Origin of the sequence: Thioalkalicoccus limnaeus (assembly GCF_041197575.1) — a bacterium.
GTDB classification, from domain to species: domain Bacteria; phylum Pseudomonadota; class Gammaproteobacteria; order Chromatiales; family Chromatiaceae; genus Thioalkalicoccus; species Thioalkalicoccus limnaeus.
Map to the genome: position 1 here is coordinate 191447 of NZ_JBDKXB010000002.1, position 24161 is coordinate 215607.

Consider the following 24161-nt stretch of genomic DNA (forward strand, 5'->3'; position numbering starts at 1 on the left):
TAGAACCGATGTCCTTGCCGAGCGAACGAGCCCGTAATATCGCCCACGTCCTGATCGAGGCCTTGCCGTACATTCAACGCTTTCGCGGCAAGACGATGGTGATCAAGTACGGTGGCAATGCGATGGTGGATCCGGCGTTGCAACAGGGGTTCGCCAGAGACTTGATCTTGATGAAGCTGGTGGGCATCAACCCGGTCGTCGTGCATGGCGGTGGGCCGCAGATCGGCCGTCTGTTGCAGCGACTCGGCAAGGTGTCGGAATTCGTCCAAGGGATGCGTGTCACCGACAGCGAAACGATGGATGTCGTCGAGATGGTTCTCGGCGGCCTCGTCAACAAGGAGATCGTGCACCTGATCAATCGGCAGGGCGGTTCGGCCGTCGGTCTGACGGGCAAGGATGGCGACCTGATCCGCGCGCGCAAGCTGATCCTGCATCGTGATGCACCGGAGCTGCTGGCGCCTGAGATCATCGATCTCGGTCATGTCGGCGAGGTCGAAAGCATCGACGTGGGTGTCGTCAACATGCTGATAAAGGGCGATTTCATCCCGGTGATCGCGCCGATCGGGGTCGGCCGGGATGGCTTTTCGTACAATATCAATGCGGATCTGGTGGCCGGCAAGGTCGCGGAGGTACTGACCGCCGAAAAGCTGCTGCTGCTGACCAACACCGCTGGTATCCTCGATACGGATGGGAGTCTGTTCAGCGAGTTGGATGTGGCACGGATCGCTCAATTGATCGAGCAGGGGGTCATTCACGGAGGCATGCTACCGAAGGTCCGGTGTGCGGTCGATGCGGTCCAATCCGGGGTCGCCAGTGCCCATATCCTGGACGGTCGCGTCGAGCATGCGCTCTTGCTGGACCTGTTTACCGACGAGGGGGTTGGTACCTTGATCCGGCGGCGCTGATCGATGCGCGGGCCGGTTCACGACCGCGCTCGGTCATGACCTGCGCCCTCGTTGTGATGCGCTGACCTCCGCGGGCCGCGAGGCTGATCAGGGCCGCTCCAGCGCCCTTTGAAAGCCCTCGAGGATGGGGCCTGCCTTCGTCGCATCGCAGGCGCTCGCGCCTTGCGGGCTCGCCGCGCATTGCAGGTCGAGGAACAACTGCGAGGCCCCCTGTCCGGTCGGGGCTGGGAGCCGTGACAGGATCAGACTCACATCGTTTGGTCCTCGCGGGGCTGCGGTGGCGAGCAGGTTGTCGGCCGAGACGTGTACCGGCGTCGTTGCGTGCCGGTGGACATAGGCCACGGCAAGATGCCACAAGCGTTCGCACTCCGCTTGATCCGCGCAGACAACGAGGTTGGGCAGTGCTGGGCTTGTGGTCGTCTCGGCAGGCTCGACGGGAACCTCGTCGCGCCACTGTGCGAGCCCTCGCAACTCCTGAAAGCGCTGGATGTCACGCGCGAATGACTCGCGGATCTGCTGCTTCTGTTGTTCGCGTTCGAGGATCCTCGCATAGGCGTCGCGGATTGCCGTCTCCAGTTGCAGGATCCGCCCGCCGAGCGTATCGGGGACCGTCCGCCCGGCACGTTCGAGGTCGGCGGCCTCCGTGTAAAGACCCGTCAAGGCTTCCTGTTGGCGGCGAATCTCGTTGCGCGTGACCAGGATCGCGGCGTCGATGGTTGCGAGATTGTTGTTGCGGGCGGCCTCGATGTCACCGATCGATCCATAGCTGCGCAATAGCAGGTTGTCGGCTGCCGCCTGCTCCTCCAGCAGCCGTTGTTGGCGTTGACGCAGACGTTCCAGATCCTGTTCCCTGCGCCATTCTTCGGGGGTCTTCGCGGGTGGCACCACCTCGACCGCGATGCCGGTGTCATTGATCCGCGTGTGACCGCGCGAGCTGTGGCTTGGGGGGATCTGGTCGGAGTAGTGCACCTGCCCGTCCTGATCGACCCAGCGGTAGATCTGACTCATCGGTGTCGTGGCGATCAGTGCACAACAGCAGCCGACGACGATCGCGGAGCGGCACCGCGGCCTCCTCGCCGAAAAGAGCCACCGAGCCCCGGTACGTCGGGCGCGCGTCAGGACGCCGCCCACTGTTGTGCCTTCACGGTGTTTTTGGTCGTCGAGCGATCGGCCTTCCACGAAGGGTCTCGCGAATCGTCGCATCTAACCAACGGGGCTCTGGGCCGGCAAGCCCTCGTCCACCGCGACGCCGAAGCGAGCGCGGTAACGATGCACCGCGCCGAAGTCGGCGCCGGCGACCGGTGTTTGCTCGAGGTAGGCGAGCAGATCATCGAGGGTAACGATGGCCGTCACCGGCAAGCCCAGGTCTGATTGGACCTCGGCGATCGCAGAACGCTCGTCGGCGCCGCGCTCTTGCCGGTCCAGTGCGATGATGATCCCGCTCGGTTGTCCGCCGTGGGCTCGGATGAGGGCAACCGATTCGCGCACCGAGGTGCCGGCCGTGATGACATCATCGATGATGAGAACGCGACCCTCGAGCGACGCGCCGACCAGCGAGCCGCCTTCGCCATGGTCCTTGCTCTCCTTTCGATTGAAGGCGTAGTGTCGGTCGACACCATGCCGATCAACCAAGGCGACGGCCGTGGCGACGGCGAGCGGTATGCCTTTGTATGCGGGACCGTAGAGCACGTCGAAATCGAGGCGAGCTGCCACGATGGCCTCGGCGTAGAAACGACCCAGGGCGGCGAGCTTCGCGCCGGTATCGAAGAGGCCGGCATTGAAGAAATAGGGGCTGCGCCGGCCCGATTTGAGCGTGAACTCGCCGAATCGCAAAACGCCTGTTTCGATGGCGAAACGCAAGAATTCCTTCTGGTAATCAAGCATAAACTGTAGTCCAGAAACGGTCGAGATGCGGCCCTGAGGGTGGCAGCAACCTTTGGCGCTCCCAGCGCAAGACACGGCCTCGCAGCCGCCACCTCCGTTGGCGATGCGCACGAGCGACGATCCGATCGACACGGTCTCTCAAGATCCCCTGGAGCATCGACAAGACGCGCCTATCATATCCAAACGCGCCCTCCTGTGGCGCGTTGCTACTGCTGAAAGGTATGACGGCATGGCGTCGGTTTCGTTCACGCGAGGCCGCTGGTCGTACCGGCATCGACGGTCGGCCGAGTGACGCCCGGGTGGTCCGCACCGCCCGATCGGCTGGTCGCGGTCGCGTCGGGGGCGGTTTCCAGCTCGGGTGACAGCCTCGGCGTGTGATCGACCGCGCGCTCGAAAAGGCGCAATGCTGTCAGTTGCTGGTTCAGTTGGAGTTGTTCGGCACGCATCGCGACGATTCGCTGTTCCAATCCTTTGCTCGAATGGGCGATCCGCGCGAGCTCCTCCAAGCCTCGCTCCATCGCGGTCCGGTGCTGCTCGATCGCGTCGGCGATAGGCAGGAGGGCATCACGGATCCAAGGATCGACACTGCGGGCCAATTGATCGAATAACACCCGAGCGCGACTGACCATTTGCTCGTGAAACCGCTCGATGACGCGCGCCTGTTCCGAGAAGATCAGCGCCGGACTCCGGTGGTAGAGCTCGACCTCCTGGTACAGGAGCTCGAGCTCGACATGGAACCGGGTCGGCACGAAGACGCGCGGCGTCAACAGGTCGAAGCCGTCTATTTCGCCGAATTCCTGGTAGGTTTCACGAACCAGGGAGCGCAGCGTTTCGCTTTGATCGGCGACCCTTTGCATCCGAGCCCGGAGCCGATCGAACAGGCCCTTCATGGCGCTTGCCAGTCCGCGTGTCGTCCAACTCAGGACCATTTCCCGATGTCCCTGTTCGATCAAGGCATCGATGCTATGTCGGGAAAGTGCCGCGTGACAGGGTGCGGCGGCGGCCATGATCCGCTCACGGCTCGCCTGGTAACAGGTCACCGCCTGCAGGTACGCCTCTTGTTGGGCCTGGGTTTGCGCGGTCAGCCGGCCAATCGTCTGCGCGCTCTTGGCCTGGAGTCTGATCAGTTCCTCGAGGAGTGTTTCGTTCTCGGTGATGCGTGCCGAGAGTGTCGGGAGCAGGTCTCGGGACAATCGCCCGATACCATCGTCGAGACGTTCGATGATGGCTTGGTGTTTTGCCTCGAGCAGGCCGGAGATGAGCGCCTGCTCGAGGTTGGGCAAGCCGCTGTGACGCATCAGCAGCGCATCCCCGCGTCGGCATGCGGTCAACGCGAGCCTGGACGCGATGGATACGGCCTGGTTTGGGCCGACACGCAGGGCGTCGCGCACCTGCTCGATCCGGCTATTGGGCAGTGGTGTCCGTGTGCTGTCGTTGGTGGGCGGGCCTGAGCGGTCGAGCCCGACGATCAGGGCTTGGCCCGCGCCCTTCGGACAGCTGCTGAGATGGCGTTGCCAGATCGCGAGATCGGTCGCGGAGAGTCCGCGTTCGACGTCGAGAATGAACAACACGGCCTGAGCTCGATGTAGGATCTGCGTCGCGATCGCGGGTTCGCGATCGAGCCCTGTCAGGGTCGGTGCGAGCGTGATGACCAGACCTTTTTCGAGCAGAGGGTGTCGGAGACTGACCAGCGCCTGCCGCCACCTTGCCCTCGGCGTCTCGTCGCTCTCGGCAATTTCGGTCTCGCCCGCGAGCACATCGAGGAGGCTTGGATGTGTCGTTGTGGACTCGTTCGCGGCCTTGTTCTGGTCGACCTCGAGCGCGGAAGCCCGCTGTGTCGGTGCCTCGTACGTCAAGGGATACTGGACCCAGCGGGCGCCCCCCTGGCCGTCGTCGTCTAACGGTGTTGCCTCGTCGCGTGTCGCGATCGGCAGCAGCCGCAGATAGGCCTCGCCACATGCCTCATCCCACAGGAAGGTGATCGGAATCGGGGGCGGGCAATAGCGCGCGTCAGCCGGGATCCAGTCGGGTTCGCGGTCCGACCACAGCAGCGCCCTCAGCAGATCGGCACCTCCCTGCGGGGCGTTGGTCACGACGACCAATTCCAAGCGGTCCCGCTCGATCTCGATGAAGGTGTCCTGGATCAGCGCGGTGGCGCCCGGATCTCGTCGCAGTCCTTCGCGTAACTCAGCGATCGCTCGAAGGACGCGGGTTTTCCATTCGCGATGGAGTTCGACGCCTTGCTGAATGGGCGATGATGACATCCGATGCCTGGTTTCCGCTGAGGTCGGGAGTCCGCAGAAGCTCTCGTGCTAGCCGATTATAGCGGAGCCCTCGACGAATCGGCGCTGTGCCGTCGAATCCCCCGAACCCAGTCTTACCGAGGCAGCGGCACGGGGAGCCGACGAGGCGAACGGATCACCACCAACTTGGTGCGCGATCGGAGTCCCTTCTTCAAAGCGATCTGTGCCAATGGCACATCGAAGGCATCGGCTAGGAAGCGGTGCAAGCTCGCGTTGGCACGACCCTCGACGGGGGCGGCCGTGACCTGGATCCGATAGCCCTCGTCGCTTGGACCGACGAAGCCGTCGCGCTTGGCCTTTGGATGCAGCTTGACGCGCAACCACAGGTTGTCGCCGTCCCAGCGGTACCAACTATTCATCGCCGAATCGAGGCACGAGATCCCGGCGCAAGCGTTCGCGTTGTCCCGTGTCGTGCCTGATTCTCATCGCCTTCGGGTTCAGACGGCCCACGACGGGCTCAGCGTCAGCATCTGAAGCGGAGGCAGGATCAGCATGCGCGCGAGCACTAGGCCGACCAACACGAACAGCGGCGACAGATCGATGCCGCTGATAGGGGGTACTAGGCGTTGCACCGGTCTGAGCAGCGGATCGGTCAGGCGGTTGAGGAGAGCGACCCCCGGATGACGCGGATCAGGTTGGATCCAACTCAGGATGACGCGTATGAAGACCGCGAACAGCAGGATATTGATCAATAGCCCCACCAGTGCCGGAAGGGACCAGAAAAAGGCGCCTGCTAGGTTGCGATCGAGTCCGATCAGCAGCCCGATCAGGATCAGTTCGGTCGATTTGAGCAGCCAAGCAAGGATCAGTGACGCGATGTCAGCCCCGCCGATCCCGGGGACGACACGACGCAAGGGTCCAAGCAAAGGTGTTGTGAGCTTGACGACGAACTGGGAAATCGGATTGTAGAAGTCGGCTCGCACCCATTGCAGCAGGAATCGGAGCAAGACGATCGTCGTGTAGAGTCCAAACAGTACCTGGATCAGGAAAATCAGAGGATTGGTCAAGTAAGCGTCGGTCATGACTGCTCCGTCAAGTGGTCAGATAGCTGGCCGGCGCGTTCCCTGGCCGCGGTGGCAGCCCGGGCCACCAAGTCACCGAAACCTGCCGTGGCGAAGACCTTGAGTGCGGCTTCTGTGGTGCCGCCTGGCGAGGTCACTCGCGCGCGCAGTACATCCGGCGGGTCGCCGCCTTCGATGGCCATGCGCGCGGCCCCGAGTGCCGTTTGAATCGTCAGCAGCCGGGCGTCCTCGGCGGTCAGTCCAAGGGCGACTCCCGCCCGTTCCAGCGACTCCATTAACAGGAAGAAGTAGGCTGGACCGCTGCCGGAGATCGCGGTGACCGCATCCATCTGATCTTCATCGGTCATCCAGCGCACCATGCCGACCGCGCGCAGGATGGTCTCGGCCTCATTGCGTTGAACCGCTGAGACGTGGTCGGAGGCGTGCAACCCGATCGCCCCAGCCTGCAACATGGCGGGTGTATTCGGCATGGCCCGCACGATCGGAATGGCCGCCCCCAGCCAGCGCTGGATGGCGGTTTCGCGCACTCCGGCCATGACCGAGATCACGAGCCCGATGCGCTCGCTGATGGCAGGGGCCAGATCGCGACAGACGGAGGCCGCGACTTGCGGTTTTACGCACAACACCAGGGTGTCGGCCTCACGCAAAGCCGAGGCGTTGTCCGCGACCGTGCGGATGCCGAAGCGGCCTCTCAATCCGGCCAGCGTCGCCGGCACTGGATCGCTGACGATCAACCGTTGCGGTTCATAACCGTCTGCGACCAAGCCGGCGATCAGGCTCGTGGCCATGTTGCCGCCGCCGATGAAGGCGATATGGGCGTGCTTCATGATGAATCACCTCGCTCGATCAGTGTCCAGGCCGTGTTCTGTCGCCGAATATCGCGGTTCCCAATCGCACGATGGTGGCACCTTCGGCGATCGCGGCTTCCAAGTCATCGGACATGCCCATCGATAACACATCCAACGGGCTCGCCGGGGTCGCCACGCCGTCGCGCAGCCGGCGCAGGGCCAGGAAAGGGATGCGCTGAGTAGCGAAAGAGTCGGTTGGCGCGGGCAGCGTCATCAAGCCACGGATTCGAAGCCGGGGCAAGGCCCGGCAGGCGGCAAGGAACTCAGCGACCTGCGCCGGCTCGAGGCCTGCCTTCGACGATTCTCCGCTCAGATTGATCTGCAAGCACGCCTGTAACGGTGGGCGACCGGCCGGTCGTTGATCATTGAGCCGTGTCGCATGCCGCAAGTCGCACAGGCTATGGACCCAGTCGAACGAGGCTGCGATGGACCGGGTCTTGTTCGCTTGGATGCGACCGACGAAATGCCACTCGATGTCAGCGAGATCCGCGAGCCGGCGTTGCTTGTCGAGGGCTTCTTGCAAGTAGCTTTCGCCGAAGGCCCGCTGACCGGCCGCATGAGCGGCACGAATCATCCCGGCATCCTGCCCCTTGCTGACCGCAAGGAGCGCCACATCGCCTGACGGGCGGCCGGCGTCTTGTTCCGCGGCCCGAATCCGTGCGCGGACTTGCTCGATGCGCGCCGCGATGACCCCTTCTGCCTCGGGCGGAGCAGGGGCGTCGTCCTGTGTGGTCGGCACGATGCCGCCGCCAGGCGTCATCGCTCCTTCTCCAGATATCCGAGCAGTTCGCGCAAGGCTTGGCCGCGGTGGCTCAAGCGGTTCTTCGTCTCAGGATCCAGCTCGGCAGCGCAGACGCCATGCGTCGGGACGAAGAACACGGGGTCATAGCCGAAGCCATGCTGGCCGCGAGGCGCCAACGAGATGCGGCCTTCCCAGGTGCCAAGACAGATGATCGGCGTCGGGTCTTCGGCGTGTCGCAAGAGAACGATCAAACAGCGAAACCGAGCGGTCCGCGCCGTCTCTGGGACGTCGGCGAGCGCCTCAAGAAGTTTTGCCAGATTGTCGGCGTCGCTGGCCCCGGGTCCGGCGTAGCGGGCTGACCGGATTCCAGGTGCACCGGATAGGGCATCGACCTCGAGTCCCGAGTCATCGGCGATGGCCGCGCGCCCGCTGATTCGCGTCGCATGCCGGGCCTTCAACAGGGCATTCTCGACGAACGTCAGCCCGGTCTCGGGCGTCTCGCAAACGCCGAAATCCGCCTGCGGCCGCACGGACAGCCCTCGGTTGGAAAGCAACTGGTTGATCTCGGCGATCTTTCCCCGGTTGTTGCTGGCTAGCACCAAGGGCGCGAGTAATGGCGACCGACTCATAGTGATTCATGTCCCGTGGCCGTCGATCCCCGAGGCGCCGGAGTCGGTGGCTCTTCGAGTCCGAGCGCGGCGCGTTGCTGTGCGTGCAGCGTCTCGATGCCCGACGCGGCCAGATCCAGGAGGCGGTCGAGTTCGGCGCGCGAGAAGCGGTGTTGCTCGGCTGTTCCTTGAATCTCGATGAACCCCCCGGAGGCATCCATGACCACGTTCATGTCCGTCTCGGCCGCGGCGTCTTCGGCATAGTCGAGATCCAGCACGGGGATTCCGCGGTAGAGTCCGACCGACACGGCGGCTATCTGGTCGACCAGGGGCGACTCGGGCAGTGCGCCTGACTGGCACAAGCCCGCGATCGCGTCTCGAAGGGCCAGCCATGCGCCGGTGATGGCGGCCGTGCGGGTTCCGCCATCCGCTTGCAGCACGTCGCAATCGAGCGTAATGGTCCGTTCGCCCAGCTTGGTCAAATCCAGCGCGGCACGCAGCGATCGGCCGATCAGGCGCTGGATCTCGAGGGTCCGGCCGCTTTGTTTGCCCCTGACCGCTTCGCGCTGGGCCCGTTCGTTCGTCGCGCGTGGCAGAAGGCCGTACTCGGCCGTCAGCCAACCCTGGCCACCGCCCTTCAAAAAAGGGGGCACCTGGGGAAGGACGCTTGCCGTGCAGAGAACGCGGGTGTCGCCGAATTCGACGAGGACCGAACCCTCGGCGTATCGGGTGAAGCCTCGGGTGAAAGAGACGGGGCGCAATTCGTCGGGGCGGCGCTGTGAGGGACGCATGATTGCGACGGTCTCCGGTGATGATGGGTGTCGTATGTTCCGCGGGAGCGACGATGGCGTCAAATCCCTCCGCCCCCGCCCGACTTTTCCGTCCCATTGGCTTGCGCCGCCCGCGGCGCCTCATCGACGAATTGTCGCAGTGCGTTGAGCAGGTGTCCGGCGTCTTGCGGCCGTTCCATCGGATCCATCGTCATCGACCAGTCGACCGCTTCGAGCAGAAACAGCGGATACTGCTTACGATAGAGCTGTTTTACCCGCGTCAGCCGATCCTCCGGGTGTCGGTCGAGGGCCGGCGGCGGCGGTCGCCCCTCGATGCAGGTGCGGATGCTGGCCCCGACCGCGTACACATCGCTCCAGGGGCCGATGTGGCCGCCACGGTAGTACTGCTCCATCGGCGAATAGCCAGCGGTCACGACCTGCACCCCTTGCGCGGGGCCCTGGTCCATCCGGTGGACGGCCCCAAGGTCGAGCAGCAACGGTTCCCGGGCATGGCGCAGATGGATATTGGCGGGTTTGACGTCCAAGTGGACCAGCCCATGGGAATGGATCAGGGCCAATGCGTCTAGGATCGGCATGAAGACCTCGAGGATGAAGGTCGGGCTCAAACCGCCGCGACGCTCGCGGATATAGGTCCCCAGGTTGCGGCCCCGCTGGTATTCCGTGACCAGATAGCCGGTCCCGTTGGCGAGGAAGAAGTCGCGGACCGCCAGGATGTTGGGGTGGTGCAGCGAGGCCATCGCGCGCACCTCCTGGAAGAACAGTTGCTGGCCGCGCCAGAGGCCTTCGGCCAGATCCAGTCGGGCCGGGACGACATGTCCGCGCCGGTCACGGAGCGCGATCCGTTTCGGCATGTATTCCTTGAGGACGACCTCGTCCCCGGTCTCCTGGTCGACTGCCAGATAGATCAGGCTGAAGCCGCCGAACGCCAGGTTCTTGACGATCTCATAGGCGGCGACTCGAGTACCGGGTTCGAGGCTGTCGCGGGCGGGCGCCATCATGAAGGTCCATAAGGTGACCGTAGCCCATCGGGCTGGCTTGGTATCATACCGGGACATAGACAGGCCGTCGCGTCCCAACGGGCAGGCGCCGATCCAATCAGGAGATCCCGATCATGGTCAAGAGTATGACGGCCTTCGCCCGTGAAGACCTCAGCAGCGAGAGCGGCGAATTGGTTTGGGAGGTGCGCTCTGTGAATCACCGTTTCCTGGAACCATCGATTCGGTTGCCGGAGGATCTACGCGCGCTCGAGCCCGCGGTCCGAGAGCGACTGACCGGCCGGCTTCAACGGGGCAAGGTCGATTGCACGCTACGTTACGTTGCGCGCCCAGGCGCGATGACCAGCCTCACCGTCAACCACCACCTGTTGCGTCAACTGATCGCGGTTGGCGATGAGGTGGCCGTCGCCTTGGACCAAGCAGCCGCGTTGTCGGTCGCGGATCTGCTGCGTTGGCCCGGTCTGCTTCAGGAACCGGCACGCGACCTCGACGAGGTCATGTCCACGGCCCTGTCTCTGCTCGATCGGACCCTCGATGGGTTGATCGCGGCACGCCAACGCGAAGGGGCGCGCTTGATGCAGCTGATCGCGGCGCGGTGTGACGAACTGGAGCGGCTGGTCGAGCAGGTGCGAGCGCGGCTCCCGGACATCCTGGCCGAGTTCCGCCAGCGCCTCCTGGATCGGTTGACCGAGCTGCGGGCCGAGCTGGATGCTAGCCGGTTGGAGCAAGAGGTGGTCATGATCGCGCAGCGGATCGATGTAGCCGAGGAGCTGGATCGCATCGCGGCACACGTCGCGGAGATCCGCGATGTCTGCCGTCGTCCGGAAGCGATCGGCCGGCGGTTGGATTTCCTGATGCAGGAGCTCAATCGCGAGGCCAACACGCTCGGTTCCAAGTCCGTCGACGTCGCAACGACCCGCGCGGCCGTCGATATGAAGGTCTTGGTCGAACAGATGCGGGAACAGGTTCAGAATGTGGAATGACCGATATGACTGATCTCCCGTCACAAGTCTCGTCGCCAGTCGCTGGCACCCTGTTCATCGTGTCGGCACCCTCGGGAGCCGGCAAGACCAGCCTGGTCAAGGCACTGCTCCGTCACGACCAAGATCTTCACCTGGCTGTATCCTGCACGACGAGGGCGCCGCGACCCGGTGAGCTCGACGGGGTTCACTATCATTTCGTCGATGACGCGCGCTTCGAGCAGATGGTCGTCGATGGCGCCTTTCTCGAGCATGCGACCGTCTTTGGTCACCGTTACGGAACGACCGTAGCCGCTGTGCGCGACGTGCTCGCCCGGGGGCGTGATCTGCTGCTGGAGATCGATTGGCAAGGCGCTCGCCAGGTGCGCGCGCGTTGGGCCGATGCGGCGAGTGTCTTCATATTGCCGCCCTCGCTGGCGACCTTGGAGGACCGTCTGCGTGGGCGGAACCAGGATAGCGAGGCGACCATTGCCGGGCGCATGGCGCAGGCACGCGACGAACTCGCCCACTATCCGGAGTACGACTATCTGTTGGTCAACGACGACTTCGACCAAACCTTGCGGGGTCTGCTCGCGATCCTGGTTGCCGAGCGTCTGCGGCGGTCCCGCCAGCAGACCCGGTTGGGGGGGCTGCTCGCCGAGTTGACGCATCCCTCCTCCCAGGTGATCGGAGGCTGAGCGGCAGCAGTCGCTTGGTCCGCCCCGGCCTGGCACTTCGTCGGCAGGGCAGCGACGATTTCGGGCCACCTATGCTACTCTTATTCGTTATTCGCCGTTATTCGGCCCCGGCAAGCCATTGGGTTCCTTGCCGCCGGGCCGGCGCTTGAAAGCCAGCATGTCCGCGCACAAGTCACCGTTCAAGGATGACCAGTGTTCTGGAAAAGCTGGCCTCTTTCGTCCTTGGAGCTCGTTTATGGCACGTATTACTGTGGAAGACTGCCTTGCTCATGTCGATAACAGGTTCGATCTGGTGCTGCTGGCGACCAAGCGGGCGCGTCAGCTCGCCAATCGGGTCGAACCCTTGGTCACCGCGCACAATGACAAGCCTACGGTACTGGCCTTGCGCGAGATCGCAGCCGGCCTGATCGGCCCCGAAACCTTGGCGAAAGGGGACAAACAGGTCGACGAAACGACACGGGCCCTCGAGCAGGCCTTGGCCCGACAGTTTGCCGCCGACCTGCAAGCGGCGGACCAGGGCTGAGGGGTTCGCGGTTCGCACCGCCCATCCAACCACCAGCCGCGGAAGGCCGAGCATGGTCACCAACCCGCCGCCAGTTGCGCTGAACACGACCGACCCAACGCTCTGCGACCTGGGTTCCGAACGATACATTGCGGATCTCTGCCTGTATCTCGAAACCTATCTGCCCCGCGAACAGATCCATGAGGTTTACGCTGCGTACCTGTTCAGCGCCGAGGCCCACCAGGGGCAGCGGCGGAAATCGGGTGAACCTTATATACGCCATCCGATCGCCGTAGCTCGGATCCTCGCCGAGATGCGGATGGATCACAAGGGCTTGATGGCCGCCCTCATGCACGACGTCATCGAAGACACTCCGGTGGCCAAGGAGGATTTGGCGTCGCGTTTTGGTTCGGAGATTGCCGATCTCGTCGATGGCGTCAGCAAGGTGACCCAGATCGACTGCAAGAGCCGGATCGAGGTCCAGGCGGCGAGCTTTCGGCGAATCGTGCTGGCCATGACCCGCGATGTCCGGGTCATCCTGATCAAACTGGCGGACCGCTTGCACAATATGAGGACGATTGGCGCGATGCCGCCGGAGTCTCGCCGACGGATTTCGCGTGAGACCCTCGAGATCTACGCGCCGATCGCCTACCGACTCGGCCTCAGCCGCCTGCAGATCGAGCTCGAAGAACTGGGCTTCGCGAATCACTGGCCGTGGCGCTACCGAGTCCTCCGTCGAGCGCTCGAGCAGGAGCGCGACGAGGCCGTGGCGCTGGTCAACCAAGTGGAGAGGGCGATTCTGGCACGTCTCGATCATGAGGCGATCGCGGCCGAGGCGGTGAGGCGGCACGAACATGTCTACCGTGTCTTCCGCAAGAAACGCGAACACAGGCGCCCGTTTCGGGAGCTTCTCGATACTCAGTCGTTTCGTATCGCATTGCGGATCATCGTCGATCGGGTCGACACCTGTTATCGCGTCCTGGGTTTGGTGCACGGCCTCTACAAACCGCGCCCGGCGGGCTTTGCCGACCACATCGCGATACCCAAGTCGAACGGCTATCAATCCTTGCATACGATCCTCCTCGGCCCGGGTGGTTCTTCCATCGAAATCCAGATCCGCACGCGGGAGATGCAGCGCAATGCCGAGTTCGGGATTGCCGCGCACTGGCTGGACAGGAACGAACCGGGCGATTCCGGCCCCTTGGCACTCTCCGCGGATTGGCTGCGGAATCTTCTCGACGTGTCGCGTGGATCCGGCGAGTCCGAGGAGTTCCTCGATCAAGTCAAGGTCGATCTGGTCCCGGACGAGATCCTCGTCTTCACGCCGAAGGGCGAGCCCGTGATCTTGCCGAAAGGGTCGTCGGTCGTGGATTTTGCCTATGCGATTCACTCGGATATCGGCCACACCTGTGTCGGGGCCAAGATCAACCGACGGTTGGCGGCGCTCAATACCGTCCTGCGAGCGGGCCAGACGATCGAGATCATCACCGCCCCTGGCAACAAACCGCATCCGAGTTGGATGCGGTTCGTCGTCACCGGCAAGGCGCGGACGAGCATCCGGGCCTACTTGAAGAATCTCCGACACCGGGAAGCACAGGATCTGGGGCGGCGTCTTCTCGATGCGGAGCTGGCGACCTATGCACTCGAATTCGAATCGGTGGATCCGGGCCGGCTGGCGACCTACCTGGATGAGGCCGAACTGAACGAGGTGTCCGACTTGTTCGCCGAGATTGCGCTCGGCAATCGTTCGCCGGCGTTGGTCGCCTATTGCCTTGCGGCCGTCCCCGACGAGGCGCAGGTCAGCGTCCCGCGTCGGCTCGCGATCAAAGGCACCGAGGGTGTCGCGCTGAAGTATGCGCGATGTTGTCGGCCGATCCCCGGGGACGCGATCGTTGGCCTGTTCCATCCGGGGCGTGGCATCTTCGTTCATCGTCGCGAATGCGGCCATCTTGGTGATCACGTGCGCCAGCGCGGCCGATGTCTCGATCTCGACTGGGCCGAATCCAACGAAGCCGAGTACACGACTCAGATCCGTGTCGACATGGTCGACCGTCCCGGTGCGTTGGCGACGGTGGCGTCGGTGATCGCTGAGATGCGATCGAATATCGAGAACATCCAGTCGCTGGAACGGGACGGGATGATCACCACGCTGGAGTTCCTGATCAACGTACGTGGACGCCAGCATCTCGCTCGAATCCTGAGGCGGGTCCGACGGATCGCCGCCGTTGTGCGCACGGGGCGGGTCACGCATGGCGGGCCGTCACGCCGCGTCGCGGGCGGTGGCCAACAGGACTAGGCCGATCAGGCCCCACTTTTTCACGGCGCGAAGCCCTCGCTTTGCCGTCCTCAGGCCACCGATCGAGCGGCCTGCCTCGATCTTGAATCGCTTCACTCCTCGCAACTCGTCCGCCGGCTAGTTGGCCGCCCGGGTCCTTTGTTGACGCCTTTGGTCCGGCTGGTCACGCCTCTCGGTCGTCAAAAATTATCTAAAACAGCGGTATACGAATTTGGCATGAGGTGTGCTTTTGTTGTGTCGAGCGATTCCGCTCGAGCCGCGACCTGTGCCGTGCCTCGAGGTGGCGGGGTACCCGGGTCGAAGTGGCGGTACGCAGGAGGGAAGGATGTCGGGCGCGCAGAACGAAGCAAGAATACGCACCAAGGCGAATCGAGACCTGCCATCGACCGGTCGGCGACGGCTCACGGCTGGCGAGGGTTTCGCTCTCGGACTGGCGGTGATCGCGTCATCGGCGGCGGCGCAACCCTTCGGCGATCCGGCGGGTCTTCCGGTGGCTTGGTTCACCGGTGTTGCCGGCATCTTGCTCGCCCTGGTCGCTGCGTTCGCCCTTTTCAACCGGGGGGCGCGTGGACGTCCCGTTGCCCGAAGCGGAAGGCGTCATGAGGGATTCGATCAGGGTCTCGCGCGGTTGGCGGTGGGGTTCGTCAACCCACCCGGTGAGCGGCAGGCCGACGCGTTGGCCCAGGCGTTGATGCTGGCCTGTGAGCTATCCGGCGGCGATCGGGCTCATCTGTGGCGGTTCGATGAGGAGCAGGGGCTTGCGCAGTGCACTGAGCAGTGGTCGAGGGGTGGGATCGATCCGGTCGAGCGGCCGTCGGAGGTCACGATCCGCGACCGATCGCCGGCGTGGCTGGCCAAGCTGGGCGCTGGGGAAGTCATCGCCATGCCGCGCGCGTCGGCCGATTCCAAGTACTCGGGACTGGTGCGGGCACTCGTCGCGGAGCGCAAGCCACGCTCGTTGTTGGTCGTGCCGTTGATCGTGGCCGGCCGTCTTATCGGCTGGATCGGCATCGAAGCGGTGCGCAGGATGCGGAGATGGTCCGACGACGAGGCGGTGCATTTGGGGAACCTAGCCAGCCTGTTGGCGGCGGTGTCCGAACGCGACCGGATCGCGGCCGAGCGAACGACTACCGAGTTGCGTTACCGCGAAGCCATCGAGGACATACGCGAGGTCGTCTTCCAGACCGACGCCGATGGCCATTGGACCTTTCTGAATTCGGCCTGGGAACGGATCACCGGTTTTTCCGTAGCCGATACGCTTGGACAATCGGCGCTCGATTTCATGCACGATGTCGACCGGCGGTTTGGTTGGATATCTCTCCGTACCTTGATTCGCCGCGAGGTCGATCAGTTTCGCTATCAACTCCGCTTCGTCACCCGCGATGGCCGTGAACGTTGGCTCGAGGCCAATGTTCGGCTGCGCCTCGGCCCGGACGGACAAGTACTTGGTCTGCGCGGTACGCTGATGGATGTCACCGAACGCAAGGCGGCCGACGAGGAGATTCATAAGCTGGCCTTCTTCGATGCCTTGACCGGGTTGCCGAATCGGCGTCTGTTGCTCGACCGATTGCAGCAGACCTTGGCGAGCAGCGGTCGCAGCGGTCAGTATGGCGCGATCCTGTTCATCGATCTCGATAATTTCAAGGTTCTGAACGATACCCATGGGCACCATATGGGTGATCTGCTGCTGAAACAGGTGGCCGGACGGCTGCAGGGTTGCGTGCGGCGCAACGATACGGTCGCGCGCTTAGGCGGAGACGAGTTCGTCGTGATGCTGACGCAGTTGAGCGCCGAGGCCGAGCAAGCCGCGATTCAGGTCGGTATCGTCGGCGAGAAGATCCGAGCGGCCCTTGGGTTGCCCTACGACCTCGCCGGCCTGGACCACCGCAGCACGCCGAGTATCGGTGCCACCCTCTTCGTCGATCATACGCTGTCGATCGAAGAGCTGCTCAAACGGGCCGATGTGGCCATGTACGAGGCCAAGGCGGCCGGCCGGAACGCGTTGCGTTTCGCCGAACCCGCCAGCTGAGGCAACTTCGGCGAGAAAAAAGGACCATGTAGGTCGGGTTAGGGGCGCCAACTCTGAATCCGAAGTATCCGGTATGGCGCTCGATGCGCGCCGTAACCCGACATCGCCGTGGTCACCTTATTTCCGTGGGCTTGCCTAAGGCGACCGCCGTCCATTTTCATACCCTCGGACTTGTCTTGATGCCGAGTCTCTAGTGTCGCACTGGTGGTCACGGAGCCTGCGATGTCCCCGCCAGCCCGCCTCGAAGGCGAACGTCAATCCTGCGTCAACCGGCAAAAGGGTTTCCGGCGATCGCCCAAGCCCGGCCCGACGAGCGCGCCCACCGGCCGGGTTGGCCGAGCCACCCGGGCTAGGATGCCGGTGGCAAGGGCCGAGTGGCCCTGAGAATTCGGTCGTGCACCGCGCGCCATTCCGGCCCGTCGGGCGGTAACGCGACCAGTAACGCATCGCAACCGCTGGCATCGGCGGCATGCAGGGCGGCGTAGAATACGCGCGCAAAGTCGTCGGGTGTATCGGGCATCGGCCAGAAGTGCGCGACCGGCCAGCGCGGCTCCCGTTGCGCCAGCAGGCCGACTCGCCCGGCCATGTCCGGTCGCGCGGCGGTGCCCGCCGCGATCCGGTAGCACGGCGTGCACGGGGCATAGTGCCGGGGCAGGCCGCCTGGCGCGCGCGTCCCGCTCGTGTGCGACGACTCGGCCAGTTGCACGTAAGGCGCCAGCATAGCGGCCGTGATGGCGCCGGGGCGAAGGATCGCGGGTTCGCCCGCGGTCAGATCCAGGATCGTCGATTCGATGCCGATCTGGCAGGGGCCGCCGTCGACGACCGCGGCGATTCGTCCGGTCAGGTGGCGTTGTACGTGCGCGCTGGTGGTCGGGCTGACCTGACCGTAAGGATTGGCCGAGGGGGCCGCGACACCGCGCCCGAGCCGACGAAGGACCGCTTGCATCACTGGATGGGATGGGACCCGGACGGCCAGCGTCGTCTGGCCACCGGTAATCAGCGAAGATGCCCTCGGCCCGGCGACCAGGATCAGGGTCAGCGGACCAGGCCAGAAGACCGCCGCCAGTTGCCGTACGATCGGTGGCACCTCGGTCACCCATTCGCGCAACTGGTCCACTCCGGCCAGGTGCAGGATCAGCGGATGGTCGACCGGGCGACCCTTCGCCCGAAAGATCTCGCGCAGCGCGTCCGGGTTTGCCGCATCCGCCGCGAGACCGTAAACGGTTTCGGTGGGTAGTGCGACCAGTCGCCCGGCGTCGAGCAGACGGGCCGCGGTGGCCAGGCCCTCGTCATCTGGGGTGAGGTAAAGCATCCGTCGTCGATCCCGTGGTGTGATACATGTTCGTGCGGGTCGCCCGTGCCGGGCCCATGGTCGCTGCCGTGGGCGGACCGGCGGTCCCGAGTATGACTGAGGAAAAGGCGTTGACAGACATCGATCCTATCATCTTGTTCTTCCTGTTGGGTCTTGCGGCGGGCCTGTTGCGTTCCGAACTCCGCCTTCCTTCCGCCGTCTACGATCTGATCAGCATGGTGTTGCTACTGGCGATCGGCCTCAAAGGTGGCGTCGAGTTGGCCCAGCAGCCTTTCGGCTACCTCTTGCCGCAGATCCTGGCCGTGATCGGTATGGGTTTTCTGCTGCCGTTGATCGCCTTTCCGGTCCTCCGCCATCTCGGTGGCTTCCGACGTGCCGATGCGGCGTCGATCGCTGCGCATTACGGCTCGGTCAGCGTAGCCACCTATGCCGTCGCGACGGCCTGGTTCGCGAGCCGCGAGATCGAATTCGAGGCCCACATGCCGCTGCTTCTCGTCGTGTTGGAGATACCCGCGATCCTCATCGGCATCCTGATGGCTCGCGGCTTATCCCGCGACGTGCCGCTTGCGACAGTCGGCCGAGAGGTCTTCCTGGGCAAGGGGATCGTGCTTCTGGTCGGCGGTCTCCTGATCGGATGGGTGGCCGGGCCGGGTGGCGTCGCATCGATCGAACCCCTGTTCTTCGATCTGTTCAAGGGCATACTGGCGTTGTTTCTACTCGAGATGGGGCTGATCACGGCCGCGCATTTCGGTGGCCTGAGGCGATACGGCGTCTTTCTGGTCCTGTTCGGCATCGGGATGCCGCTCTTTTCGGCGCTGATCGGGACGGCGTTCGGTCTGCTATTGGGGTTGTCTGTCGGCGGGACCGCCATCCTCGCCACCTTGGCGGCCAGCGCGTCCTATATTGCGGTTCCGGCGGCGATGCGTATCTCGGTTCCCGAGGCCAATCCAGCCCTCTCGCTCGCGGCGGCGCTCGGCGTCACCTTTCCATTCAATGTCCTAGTGGGGATACCGCTCTATCATGCGCTCGCCAGCTGGACACACCGCATTCTAGGAGGATAAGCCAATGTGGACCCATAAGCGCAAGGTCCTGACGATCATCACCGAGTCCGCATTGGAGCGCGTCTTGCTCGAGGACATCGAGCGGCTCGGGGCGCACGGGTATACGGTCAGCGATGTGCGTGGCAAGGGTCACCGCGGTGTTCGCACCTCCGCGTGGGATACCAATGCCAACATTCGCGTCGAGGTCGTTTGCGATGCGGAAACGGCGGCCGCAATCGCCTCTCGGTTGAAGGATCAGTACTACGAAAACTACGCGATCATTCAATACATTGCCGATGTTGAGGTGCTGCGGCCGGAGCGCTTCTGAACGACACCGGGGGCCTGATCGCGGCGCGGTCGGGTGGGCATTCCGCCGCGATGGGCCAAGCGATGCGCGACAGTTGCCTACGCCAGCGGCCAGCAGGCCCGTATCGTCACGTCAGGGCCGCGACGGAAACGGTTCGTCGCGGTCGGAGCCCCGGTCATGCGCTCGCGCGCCGCTCAGGTCGCGGTGCGGCGTGTTCGACCGGTCAGGCGCTCCTCGGCTTCGCGGTATTTTTCGGCCGTCCTGTCGATGACCTCCTGAGGCAGCATCGGACCGGGTGGTGACTTGTCCCAGTTCAGCGTTTCCAGATAGTCGCGGACGAACTGCTTGTCGAAGCTCGGCGGGTTCACGCCGGGGTGGTAGCGATCGGCGGGCCAGAAACGCGAGGAATCCGGGGTCAGGACTTCGTCGATCAGGTGCAGTCGCCCCTGTTCATCGGTCCCGAACTCGAATTTGGTGTCGGCGATCAGAATGCCTCGCTCGCGGGCGTAGTCGGCGCAGGTGCTGTACAGGGTCAGGCTGACGTCGCGTACCTGTTCGGCCAACTCGCGACCGATCAGCTTGGCTGCCCGACGGAAATCGATGTTCTCGTCGTGTTCCCCGACGGCGGCCTTCGTCGAGGGCGTGAAGATCGCGCGCGGGAGCTTGTCGGCCAAGCGCAGGCCTTCCGGTAGCCTGATGCCGCAGACGGCCCCGGTGCGCTGATAATCCTTCCAGCCGGTGCCGATCAGGTAGCCCCGGACGACGGCCTCGATCGGCAAGGGGGTCAATCGGCGCACGACGATGGCCCGGTCGCCGAGTTCGGCCCGTTCGGTCGGATCGGTTATCACCCGGTCAGCGTCGAGATCCGACAGGTGGTTCGGCACCAATGCCCGGGTTCGATCGAACCAGAAATGCGATACCCGGGTCAGGACCTCGCCTTTGCCGGGGATCGGCTGCGGCAGGACCACGTCGAACGCCGATAAACGGTCGCTGGTCACGATCAGCAGGTGATCGTCGTCGACCCGGTAGAGATCACGGACCTTGCCGCGGTGAATGAGCTCGAGATGGGTGAGATGCGATTCGTAGAGTGCCGACATTGCGGTTGCTTCCGTCGAAGATTCCCGGCGAGTATAACGGATTGGCAATCCTGCCATGGTCATTGACTCGATCCGCGAGTCCTCACCGAGGAGTCCCTTCCCGATGACCCGAGAGACCATCCGAACCGACCGTGCGCCGCAGGCGATCGGTACCTATTCGCAGGCCGTGCGGGTTGGTCGCACCCTATATCTGTCCGGCCAGATCCCGCTCGATCCCCAGACCATGACCTTGGTGACCGGCGACATCGTCGATCAGGTCCGGCGGGCTTTCGACAATCTGCAGGCGGTCGCCGAAGCGGCCGGCGGCACCCTCGGCGACCTGGTGAAGCTCAATGTCTTCTTGACCGATCTCGACCACTTCCAGGTCGTGAACCAGGTCATGGCCGAGTACTTCACCGAACCCTATCCCGCGCGGGCCGTGATCGGTGTCGCGGCACTCCCGCGCGGGGCCGCGATCGAGCTGGACGGTATTCTGGATCTCGCCGATTAGGGTTTGCCCTGGCCGGAACCGCCGGCATACCGGATTGTCCTCGCCCGGTGGAGTGGGTGCAAGGGAAGGCGACGACGCTGGGAAAGTCGGCACGGCAGTGCGCTCGGATGGGCGAACGATCGTGGCATGTTGGCCGGGCGGCTGGACGAGGCGCCGTTCCACGGCCGGTCGGGGTCCTGGCAACGCCGGTGGCCGACCGCCGACATCTCGGAAACGGTGGCGCTGGGTCGGTGCTTGGACTGAGGCTCATCGAAGTTCAGAATATGGTGATATTCAAATGCTTTGATGCGAATCAAGATGAGCTGGCGGACGAGCCGCTAAACTCGGGAGCCGCAGGTGTCGCGGGCACCGGACGCGTGCCGCGCCCTGTGTTCTCAACCGACATGTGGAGAAAGGTAATGTTCTCGAAGAAACCTCTGCTGTTTGCGGCGGCTTTGGCCTCGTTCCTGGCCTTGGCTTCGTTCTCGGCCCAGGCCTTCTGGGGTCCTTTCAATGTCATGCGAGGCTGGGGCGACGGACCTTGGTACGGTTACCCCTATTATGGCTATCCGTATTACGGCTATCCGTATTACGGGCATCCCTATTACGGTGGTTGGGCCCACCCGTACTACGGCGGCTGGGGTTACCCCTATCAGGGTGGTTGGGGAGCTCCTTACGCCGGCTACCCTGCCGTCGCGGCCCCGGTCGTCAGCGCTCCGGCAGCGCCGGCTGAATCGAGCGCCGATTACTGATCGGACGCAGCGGGATGCGTTTCCGTGCCTCCGCGCGGTCCTGCGCGGAGGCCGTTCCGGCAAGCCGACTGACCCTTCTCACCTCCCCGTTCGTCATCGTCTCGAATGGCCGATGACTCGGCCTGCGCCCGGGCCGGCGGCACCTGCTGTGGTTCGGCTGGCTCGTCCCGAGGTTCACGCCTCGGTGTCGCCGCTGCTATGATCCCCTCTGAAGGGGGCCTTAAAAATTGCCATCCGGGTAATTTTTCCAGACGCGAAGCGAAAATGCGATTTCCGCTTCGCTTCATTTTCAGTCGCTTAGGCGACTGAAAATGGCGGGGCATCCTTGCCCCGCGCGGGCACCTTGAATTTTTCAAGGTGCCCTGAATCACTGCAAGGGTCGAGTGGGTCGGGAATCGGACATGAAACGGGTGCTGGTCGGCGATGTCGGTGGGACCAAGACCATGCTGGCCGTTGCCGAGGCGACGCCCCAGAGTGTCGTCCTCGCCGATGCCAGGCGCTTCACGAGCCGGGATTTTTCGTCGCTCGAGGCGCTGGTGCGCTGCTACCTCGCGGAGCTTCCGATGGTTTGCACCGTGGCCGCGTTGGCGGTGGCCGGCCCCGTGCAGGACGGCCGCAGCCGAACGACCAACCTGCCCTGGATGCTCGATGCGCGGGCTATCGAGAGCGCGCTCGGGTTGCGTCATGTCTTGTTGATGAATGATCTGGAAGCGGTCGGCTGGGGGATCCCCGACCTCGGCGACGAGGACCAGGAGATCTTGCACGCTGGTGAGCCCCCGTCGCGCGGCAATGCGTGTGTCATCGCGGCGGGCACGGGGCTGGGGCAGGCCGGGCTCTTCTGGGATGGTGCGCGCCATCACCCGTTCGCCACCGAGGGCGGGCACGCCGATTTCGCGCCGGGCGACGAGCTCGAGTGCGCGCTGATGTCGTACCTGCGGCAGACGCATGGCCGTGTCAGCTGGGAGCGGGTGTTGTCCGGATCGGGCTTGGTCGAGATCCATCGTTTCCTGGTCGGGACCTCCGGTGCAGCGGTCCCAGACTGGCTCGAGCAGGAGTCGACGCATCGCGATCCGGCGGCGGCCATCGCCGAGGCGGCAGCCAAGGGCCGATGCTCCGATTGCGCCCAGGCGATGGATCTGTTTCTCCGCCTGTATGGCCGCGAAGCCGGTAATCTGGCCCTCAAGACGATGGCCTTGGGCGGTGTCTATATCGCCGGCGGCATCGCACCGAAGAATCTGTCGGCCCTGCGTGCCAGCCCCTTTCTCGACGCCTTTTTCAGCAAGGGGCGGATGGCGGCCTTGATGAAAAGGATGCCGGTGGTCGTGATCCTGACACCGAAGGCACCGCTCTATGGCGCGGCACGCTGTGTTGTCGCCGCTCGGGCCGACCAATCATGGGAGACCATCGGATGATAGAGCTGAGAATCCAAGGGATGACCTGCCAGCATTGCGTTGCGGCCGTCCGTGAGGCCCTGGCCGATGTGCCGGGCGTGACGCAAGTGGTTTTCGTGGATCTGGAGACTCGCCGGGCACGCGTGGATGGAACGGCCATGCGGTCGACGCTCGTCGAGGCGGTGATCGCCGCTGGCTATCAGGTCGAGTCGGAGGACACGGAGCGATAGGGATTCCGAGAGGGGCGTCCTTCTCGATCCGCGCGATCGTCGAAAACAGCGGCGGGGCGTCTCTGTTCCGCCAGGGTGCCTGGATCTTCAGGTGCCGGGGTTGAGGTCAGTATCCGTCGGGAGCCGTTTTGATCGTGCAGAGCCGTCAGCGTATTGGTGAATGGATCGAGTCGGACCGGATACAGCGCGTCATCATCGCGCTGATCCTGATCAATGCGATCGTGTTGGGGTTGGAGACCTCGCCCGCGGTCATGGCGCAGTGGGGCTCCTGGTTGGTGCCTCTCGATCGCCTGATCCTGGCCGTGTTCGTCGTCGAGATCGGGCTCAAACTCTATGCCCGAGGACCGGCCTTCTTCCGTTCCGGCTGGAACGTCTTCGATTTCCTCGTCGTCGCGATCGCGTTGATCCCGGCCAGCGGCCCGTTGGCGGTCCTCCGGGTGCTGCGGGTCTTGCGCGTGCTGCGTCTGATGTCGACGGTGCCCCAGCTGCGTTTCGTCGTCGAGGCCTTGCTGCGGGCGATCCCCGGTATCGCATGGATCGCCGTGCTGATGCTGATCCTGTTTTACGTCTTCAGCGTCGTGGCGACCGGCCTCTTCGGGGCGCGCTTCCCGGAATGGTTCGGCAGCGTGTGGGCCTCGATGTACACGCTGTTCCAGATCATGACCCTCGAGAGCTGGTCGATGGGCATCGTCCGCCCGGTCATGGCCGAGTTTCCTTACGCTTGGCTGTTCTTCGTGCCCTTCATCCTGGTCGCGACCTTCACGATGTTGAATCTCTTCATCGGCATCATCGTGAATACGATGCAAGCGCTGCACGAGGCTGGGCAGGAGCGTGAGCTGGCCGAGCTGGAACGGGTCGTGCAGCGCGACACCACGCAGATGGAGGCCGAGTTGCGGGCCGTGCGCGATGAGGTGCGCGCGCTGCGTGAGCTGCTCGCGGCGCGGCGCCCGAGCGATCTGCCGTCGGATGGGTCGCTCTGAG

Annotated in this window: 25 protein-coding genes; 13 read left to right on the forward strand and 12 right to left on the reverse strand. The window is 64.1% G+C overall.

Annotated elements, in window-relative coordinates:
- Nucleotides 1–8: 8 nt before the first annotated feature.
- Nucleotides 9–905, forward strand: coding sequence for an acetylglutamate kinase (gene argB / locus ABC977_RS02485; RefSeq protein WP_369665651.1), 897 nt, complete (start codon nt 9–11; stop codon nt 903–905).
- 87 nt (nt 906–992) lie between these two features.
- Here the strand turns inward: argB and ABC977_RS02490 are convergent, their stop codons facing one another.
- The 10 genes from ABC977_RS02490 to ABC977_RS02535 form a co-directional block, all read right to left on the reverse strand.
- Complete coding sequence (locus ABC977_RS02490) at nt 993–2108, reverse strand: DUF4124 domain-containing protein (RefSeq protein WP_369665652.1); 1116 nt, start codon at nt 2106–2108, stop codon at nt 993–995.
- The gene (gene pyrE / locus ABC977_RS02495; RefSeq protein ID WP_369665653.1) at nt 2109–2789 is read right to left on the reverse strand and encodes an orotate phosphoribosyltransferase; all 681 of its coding nucleotides are present in this window, start codon (nt 2787–2789) and stop codon (nt 2109–2111) included. It lies immediately after the preceding gene.
- A 245-nt stretch (nt 2790–3034) separates the two neighbouring features.
- Nucleotides 3035–5053, reverse strand: coding sequence for a hypothetical protein (locus ABC977_RS02500; protein WP_369665654.1), 2019 nt, complete (start codon nt 5051–5053; stop codon nt 3035–3037).
- Between the two features lie 113 nt (nt 5054–5166).
- A complete protein-coding gene (locus tag ABC977_RS02505) occupies nt 5167–5451 on the reverse strand; it encodes a DUF167 domain-containing protein (RefSeq protein ID WP_369665655.1) in 285 nt (94 codons plus the stop codon).
- Between the two features lie 78 nt (nt 5452–5529).
- Entirely contained in the window at nt 5530–6114 is a 585-nt protein-coding gene (locus ABC977_RS02510) for a YggT family protein (protein WP_369665656.1), read from the reverse strand.
- On the reverse strand, nt 6111–6941 hold the full coding sequence (gene proC / locus ABC977_RS02515; protein ID WP_369665657.1) for a pyrroline-5-carboxylate reductase: 831 nt from the start codon (nt 6939–6941) through the stop codon (nt 6111–6113). The genes ABC977_RS02510 and proC overlap by 4 nt, the downstream gene beginning before the upstream one ends.
- A gap of 19 nt (nt 6942–6960) precedes the next feature.
- The gene (locus tag ABC977_RS02520; protein WP_369665658.1) at nt 6961–7722 is read right to left on the reverse strand and encodes a YggS family pyridoxal phosphate-dependent enzyme; all 762 of its coding nucleotides are present in this window, start codon (nt 7720–7722) and stop codon (nt 6961–6963) included.
- On the reverse strand, nt 7719–8333 hold the full coding sequence (rdgB, locus tag ABC977_RS02525) for an RdgB/HAM1 family non-canonical purine NTP pyrophosphatase (protein WP_369665659.1): 615 nt from the start codon (nt 8331–8333) through the stop codon (nt 7719–7721). Before rdgB ends, ABC977_RS02520 begins: the two co-directional genes overlap by 4 nt.
- Entirely contained in the window at nt 8330–9103 is a 774-nt protein-coding gene (rph, locus tag ABC977_RS02530; protein WP_369665660.1) for a ribonuclease PH, read from the reverse strand. The genes rdgB and rph overlap by 4 nt, the downstream gene beginning before the upstream one ends.
- Nucleotides 9104–9162: 59 nt before the next feature.
- The gene (locus ABC977_RS02535) at nt 9163–10101 is read right to left on the reverse strand and encodes a serine/threonine-protein kinase (RefSeq protein ID WP_369665661.1); all 939 of its coding nucleotides are present in this window, start codon (nt 10099–10101) and stop codon (nt 9163–9165) included.
- A gap of 113 nt (nt 10102–10214) precedes the next feature.
- Here ABC977_RS02535 and ABC977_RS02540 point away from each other — a divergent pair, with 113 nt between their 5' ends.
- The 5 genes from ABC977_RS02540 to ABC977_RS02560 all read left to right on the forward strand — a co-directional run bounded on the left by ABC977_RS02540 (nt 10215) and on the right by ABC977_RS02560 (nt 16582).
- Nucleotides 10215–11081 (forward strand): YicC/YloC family endoribonuclease, encoded by an 867-nt coding sequence (locus ABC977_RS02540; RefSeq protein WP_369665662.1) that lies wholly within the window; start codon nt 10215–10217, stop codon nt 11079–11081.
- A 5-nt stretch (nt 11082–11086) separates the two neighbouring features.
- Nucleotides 11087–11755: a guanylate kinase gene (gene gmk / locus ABC977_RS02545; protein ID WP_369665663.1), complete on the forward strand. Its 669-nt coding sequence runs from the start codon at nt 11087–11089 to the stop codon at nt 11753–11755.
- Between the two features lie 235 nt (nt 11756–11990).
- Nucleotides 11991–12278, forward strand: a complete 288-nt coding sequence (rpoZ, locus tag ABC977_RS02550) for a DNA-directed RNA polymerase subunit omega (RefSeq protein WP_369665664.1) — start codon at nt 11991–11993, stop codon at nt 12276–12278.
- 52 nt (nt 12279–12330) lie between these two features.
- The gene (locus ABC977_RS02555; RefSeq protein ID WP_369665665.1) at nt 12331–14553 is read left to right on the forward strand and encodes a RelA/SpoT family protein; all 2223 of its coding nucleotides are present in this window, start codon (nt 12331–12333) and stop codon (nt 14551–14553) included.
- A 325-nt stretch (nt 14554–14878) separates the two neighbouring features.
- A complete protein-coding gene (locus ABC977_RS02560) occupies nt 14879–16582 on the forward strand; it encodes a diguanylate cyclase domain-containing protein (RefSeq protein ID WP_369665666.1) in 1704 nt (567 codons plus the stop codon).
- Between the two features lie 349 nt (nt 16583–16931).
- Here ABC977_RS02560 and ABC977_RS02565 read toward each other — a convergent pair whose 3' ends face one another.
- On the reverse strand, nt 16932–17894 hold the full coding sequence (locus ABC977_RS02565; RefSeq protein ID WP_369665667.1) for an L-threonylcarbamoyladenylate synthase: 963 nt from the start codon (nt 17892–17894) through the stop codon (nt 16932–16934).
- 92 nt (nt 17895–17986) lie between these two features.
- Here ABC977_RS02565 and ABC977_RS02570 point away from each other — a divergent pair, with 92 nt between their 5' ends.
- A complete protein-coding gene (locus ABC977_RS02570; protein ID WP_369665668.1) occupies nt 17987–18955 on the forward strand; it encodes a sodium-dependent bicarbonate transport family permease in 969 nt (322 codons plus the stop codon).
- Nucleotides 18956–18959: 4 nt separating this feature from the next.
- Nucleotides 18960–19262 carry a P-II family nitrogen regulator gene (locus ABC977_RS02575; protein ID WP_369665669.1) on the forward strand — a complete coding sequence of 101 codons (303 nt, stop codon included), beginning with the start codon at nt 18960–18962 and terminating at the stop codon, nt 19260–19262.
- Nucleotides 19263–19435: 173 nt separating this feature from the next.
- Here the strand turns inward: ABC977_RS02575 and ABC977_RS02580 are convergent, their stop codons facing one another.
- Nucleotides 19436–20338: a phosphoribosylaminoimidazolesuccinocarboxamide synthase gene (locus ABC977_RS02580; RefSeq protein WP_369665670.1), complete on the reverse strand. Its 903-nt coding sequence runs from the start codon at nt 20336–20338 to the stop codon at nt 19436–19438.
- A gap of 103 nt (nt 20339–20441) precedes the next feature.
- Between ABC977_RS02580 and ridA the strand changes: the two genes are divergently transcribed.
- The 5 genes from ridA (at nt 20442) to ABC977_RS02605 (ending at nt 24160) form a co-directional block, all read left to right on the forward strand.
- A complete protein-coding gene (gene ridA, locus ABC977_RS02585; RefSeq protein ID WP_369665671.1) occupies nt 20442–20828 on the forward strand; it encodes a RidA family protein in 387 nt (128 codons plus the stop codon).
- Between the two features lie 398 nt (nt 20829–21226).
- Nucleotides 21227–21559 (forward strand): hypothetical protein, encoded by a 333-nt coding sequence (locus ABC977_RS02590; protein ID WP_369665672.1) that lies wholly within the window; start codon nt 21227–21229, stop codon nt 21557–21559.
- Nucleotides 21560–21960: 401 nt separating this feature from the next.
- The gene (gene glk, locus ABC977_RS02595; protein WP_369665673.1) at nt 21961–22971 is read left to right on the forward strand and encodes a glucokinase; all 1011 of its coding nucleotides are present in this window, start codon (nt 21961–21963) and stop codon (nt 22969–22971) included.
- Nucleotides 22968–23180: a CopZ family metallochaperone gene (locus ABC977_RS02600; protein WP_369665674.1), complete on the forward strand. Its 213-nt coding sequence runs from the start codon at nt 22968–22970 to the stop codon at nt 23178–23180. The genes glk and ABC977_RS02600 overlap by 4 nt, the downstream gene beginning before the upstream one ends.
- 134 nt (nt 23181–23314) lie before the next feature.
- On the forward strand, nt 23315–24160 hold the full coding sequence (locus ABC977_RS02605) for an ion transporter (RefSeq protein WP_369665752.1): 846 nt from the start codon (nt 23315–23317) through the stop codon (nt 24158–24160).
- Nucleotide 24161 lies beyond the last annotated feature (1 nt).

Coding starts and splice junctions, on each gene's coding strand:
- proC (WP_369665657.1), bottom strand. CDS start 6,941: ATGAAGCACGCCCATATCGCCTTCATCGGCGGCGGCAACATGGCCACG.
- ABC977_RS02505 (WP_369665655.1), bottom strand. CDS start 5,451: ATGAATAGTTGGTACCGCTGGGACGGCGACAACCTGTGGTTGCGCGTC.
- ABC977_RS02590 (WP_369665672.1), top strand. CDS start 21,227: ATGTTCTCGAAGAAACCTCTGCTGTTTGCGGCGGCTTTGGCCTCGTTC.
- ABC977_RS02570 (WP_369665668.1), top strand. CDS start 17,987: ATGACTGAGGAAAAGGCGTTGACAGACATCGATCCTATCATCTTGTTC.
- ABC977_RS02580 (WP_369665670.1), bottom strand. CDS start 20,338: ATGTCGGCACTCTACGAATCGCATCTCACCCATCTCGAGCTCATTCAC.
- ABC977_RS02575 (WP_369665669.1), top strand. CDS start 18,960: ATGTGGACCCATAAGCGCAAGGTCCTGACGATCATCACCGAGTCCGCA.
- ridA (WP_369665671.1), top strand. CDS start 20,442: ATGACCCGAGAGACCATCCGAACCGACCGTGCGCCGCAGGCGATCGGT.
- ABC977_RS02490 (WP_369665652.1), bottom strand. CDS start 2,108: ATGCGACGATTCGCGAGACCCTTCGTGGAAGGCCGATCGCTCGACGAC.
- ABC977_RS02535 (WP_369665661.1), bottom strand. CDS start 10,101: ATGATGGCGCCCGCCCGCGACAGCCTCGAACCCGGTACTCGAGTCGCC.
- ABC977_RS02560 (WP_369665666.1), top strand. CDS start 14,879: ATGTCGGGCGCGCAGAACGAAGCAAGAATACGCACCAAGGCGAATCGA.
- rpoZ (WP_369665664.1), top strand. CDS start 11,991: ATGGCACGTATTACTGTGGAAGACTGCCTTGCTCATGTCGATAACAGG.
- glk (WP_369665673.1), top strand. CDS start 21,961: ATGAAACGGGTGCTGGTCGGCGATGTCGGTGGGACCAAGACCATGCTG.
- ABC977_RS02500 (WP_369665654.1), bottom strand. CDS start 5,053: ATGTCATCATCGCCCATTCAGCAAGGCGTCGAACTCCATCGCGAATGG.
- argB (WP_369665651.1), top strand. CDS start 9: ATGTCCTTGCCGAGCGAACGAGCCCGTAATATCGCCCACGTCCTGATC.
- pyrE (WP_369665653.1), bottom strand. CDS start 2,789: ATGCTTGATTACCAGAAGGAATTCTTGCGTTTCGCCATCGAAACAGGC.
- ABC977_RS02540 (WP_369665662.1), top strand. CDS start 10,215: ATGGTCAAGAGTATGACGGCCTTCGCCCGTGAAGACCTCAGCAGCGAG.
- ABC977_RS02565 (WP_369665667.1), bottom strand. CDS start 17,894: ATGCTTTACCTCACCCCAGATGACGAGGGCCTGGCCACCGCGGCCCGT.
- gmk (WP_369665663.1), top strand. CDS start 11,087: ATGACTGATCTCCCGTCACAAGTCTCGTCGCCAGTCGCTGGCACCCTG.
- ABC977_RS02555 (WP_369665665.1), top strand. CDS start 12,331: ATGGTCACCAACCCGCCGCCAGTTGCGCTGAACACGACCGACCCAACG.
- ABC977_RS02600 (WP_369665674.1), top strand. CDS start 22,968: ATGATAGAGCTGAGAATCCAAGGGATGACCTGCCAGCATTGCGTTGCG.
- ABC977_RS02520 (WP_369665658.1), bottom strand. CDS start 7,722: ATGACGCCTGGCGGCGGCATCGTGCCGACCACACAGGACGACGCCCCT.
- rdgB (WP_369665659.1), bottom strand. CDS start 8,333: ATGAGTCGGTCGCCATTACTCGCGCCCTTGGTGCTAGCCAGCAACAAC.
- rph (WP_369665660.1), bottom strand. CDS start 9,103: ATGCGTCCCTCACAGCGCCGCCCCGACGAATTGCGCCCCGTCTCTTTC.
- ABC977_RS02510 (WP_369665656.1), bottom strand. CDS start 6,114: ATGACCGACGCTTACTTGACCAATCCTCTGATTTTCCTGATCCAGGTA.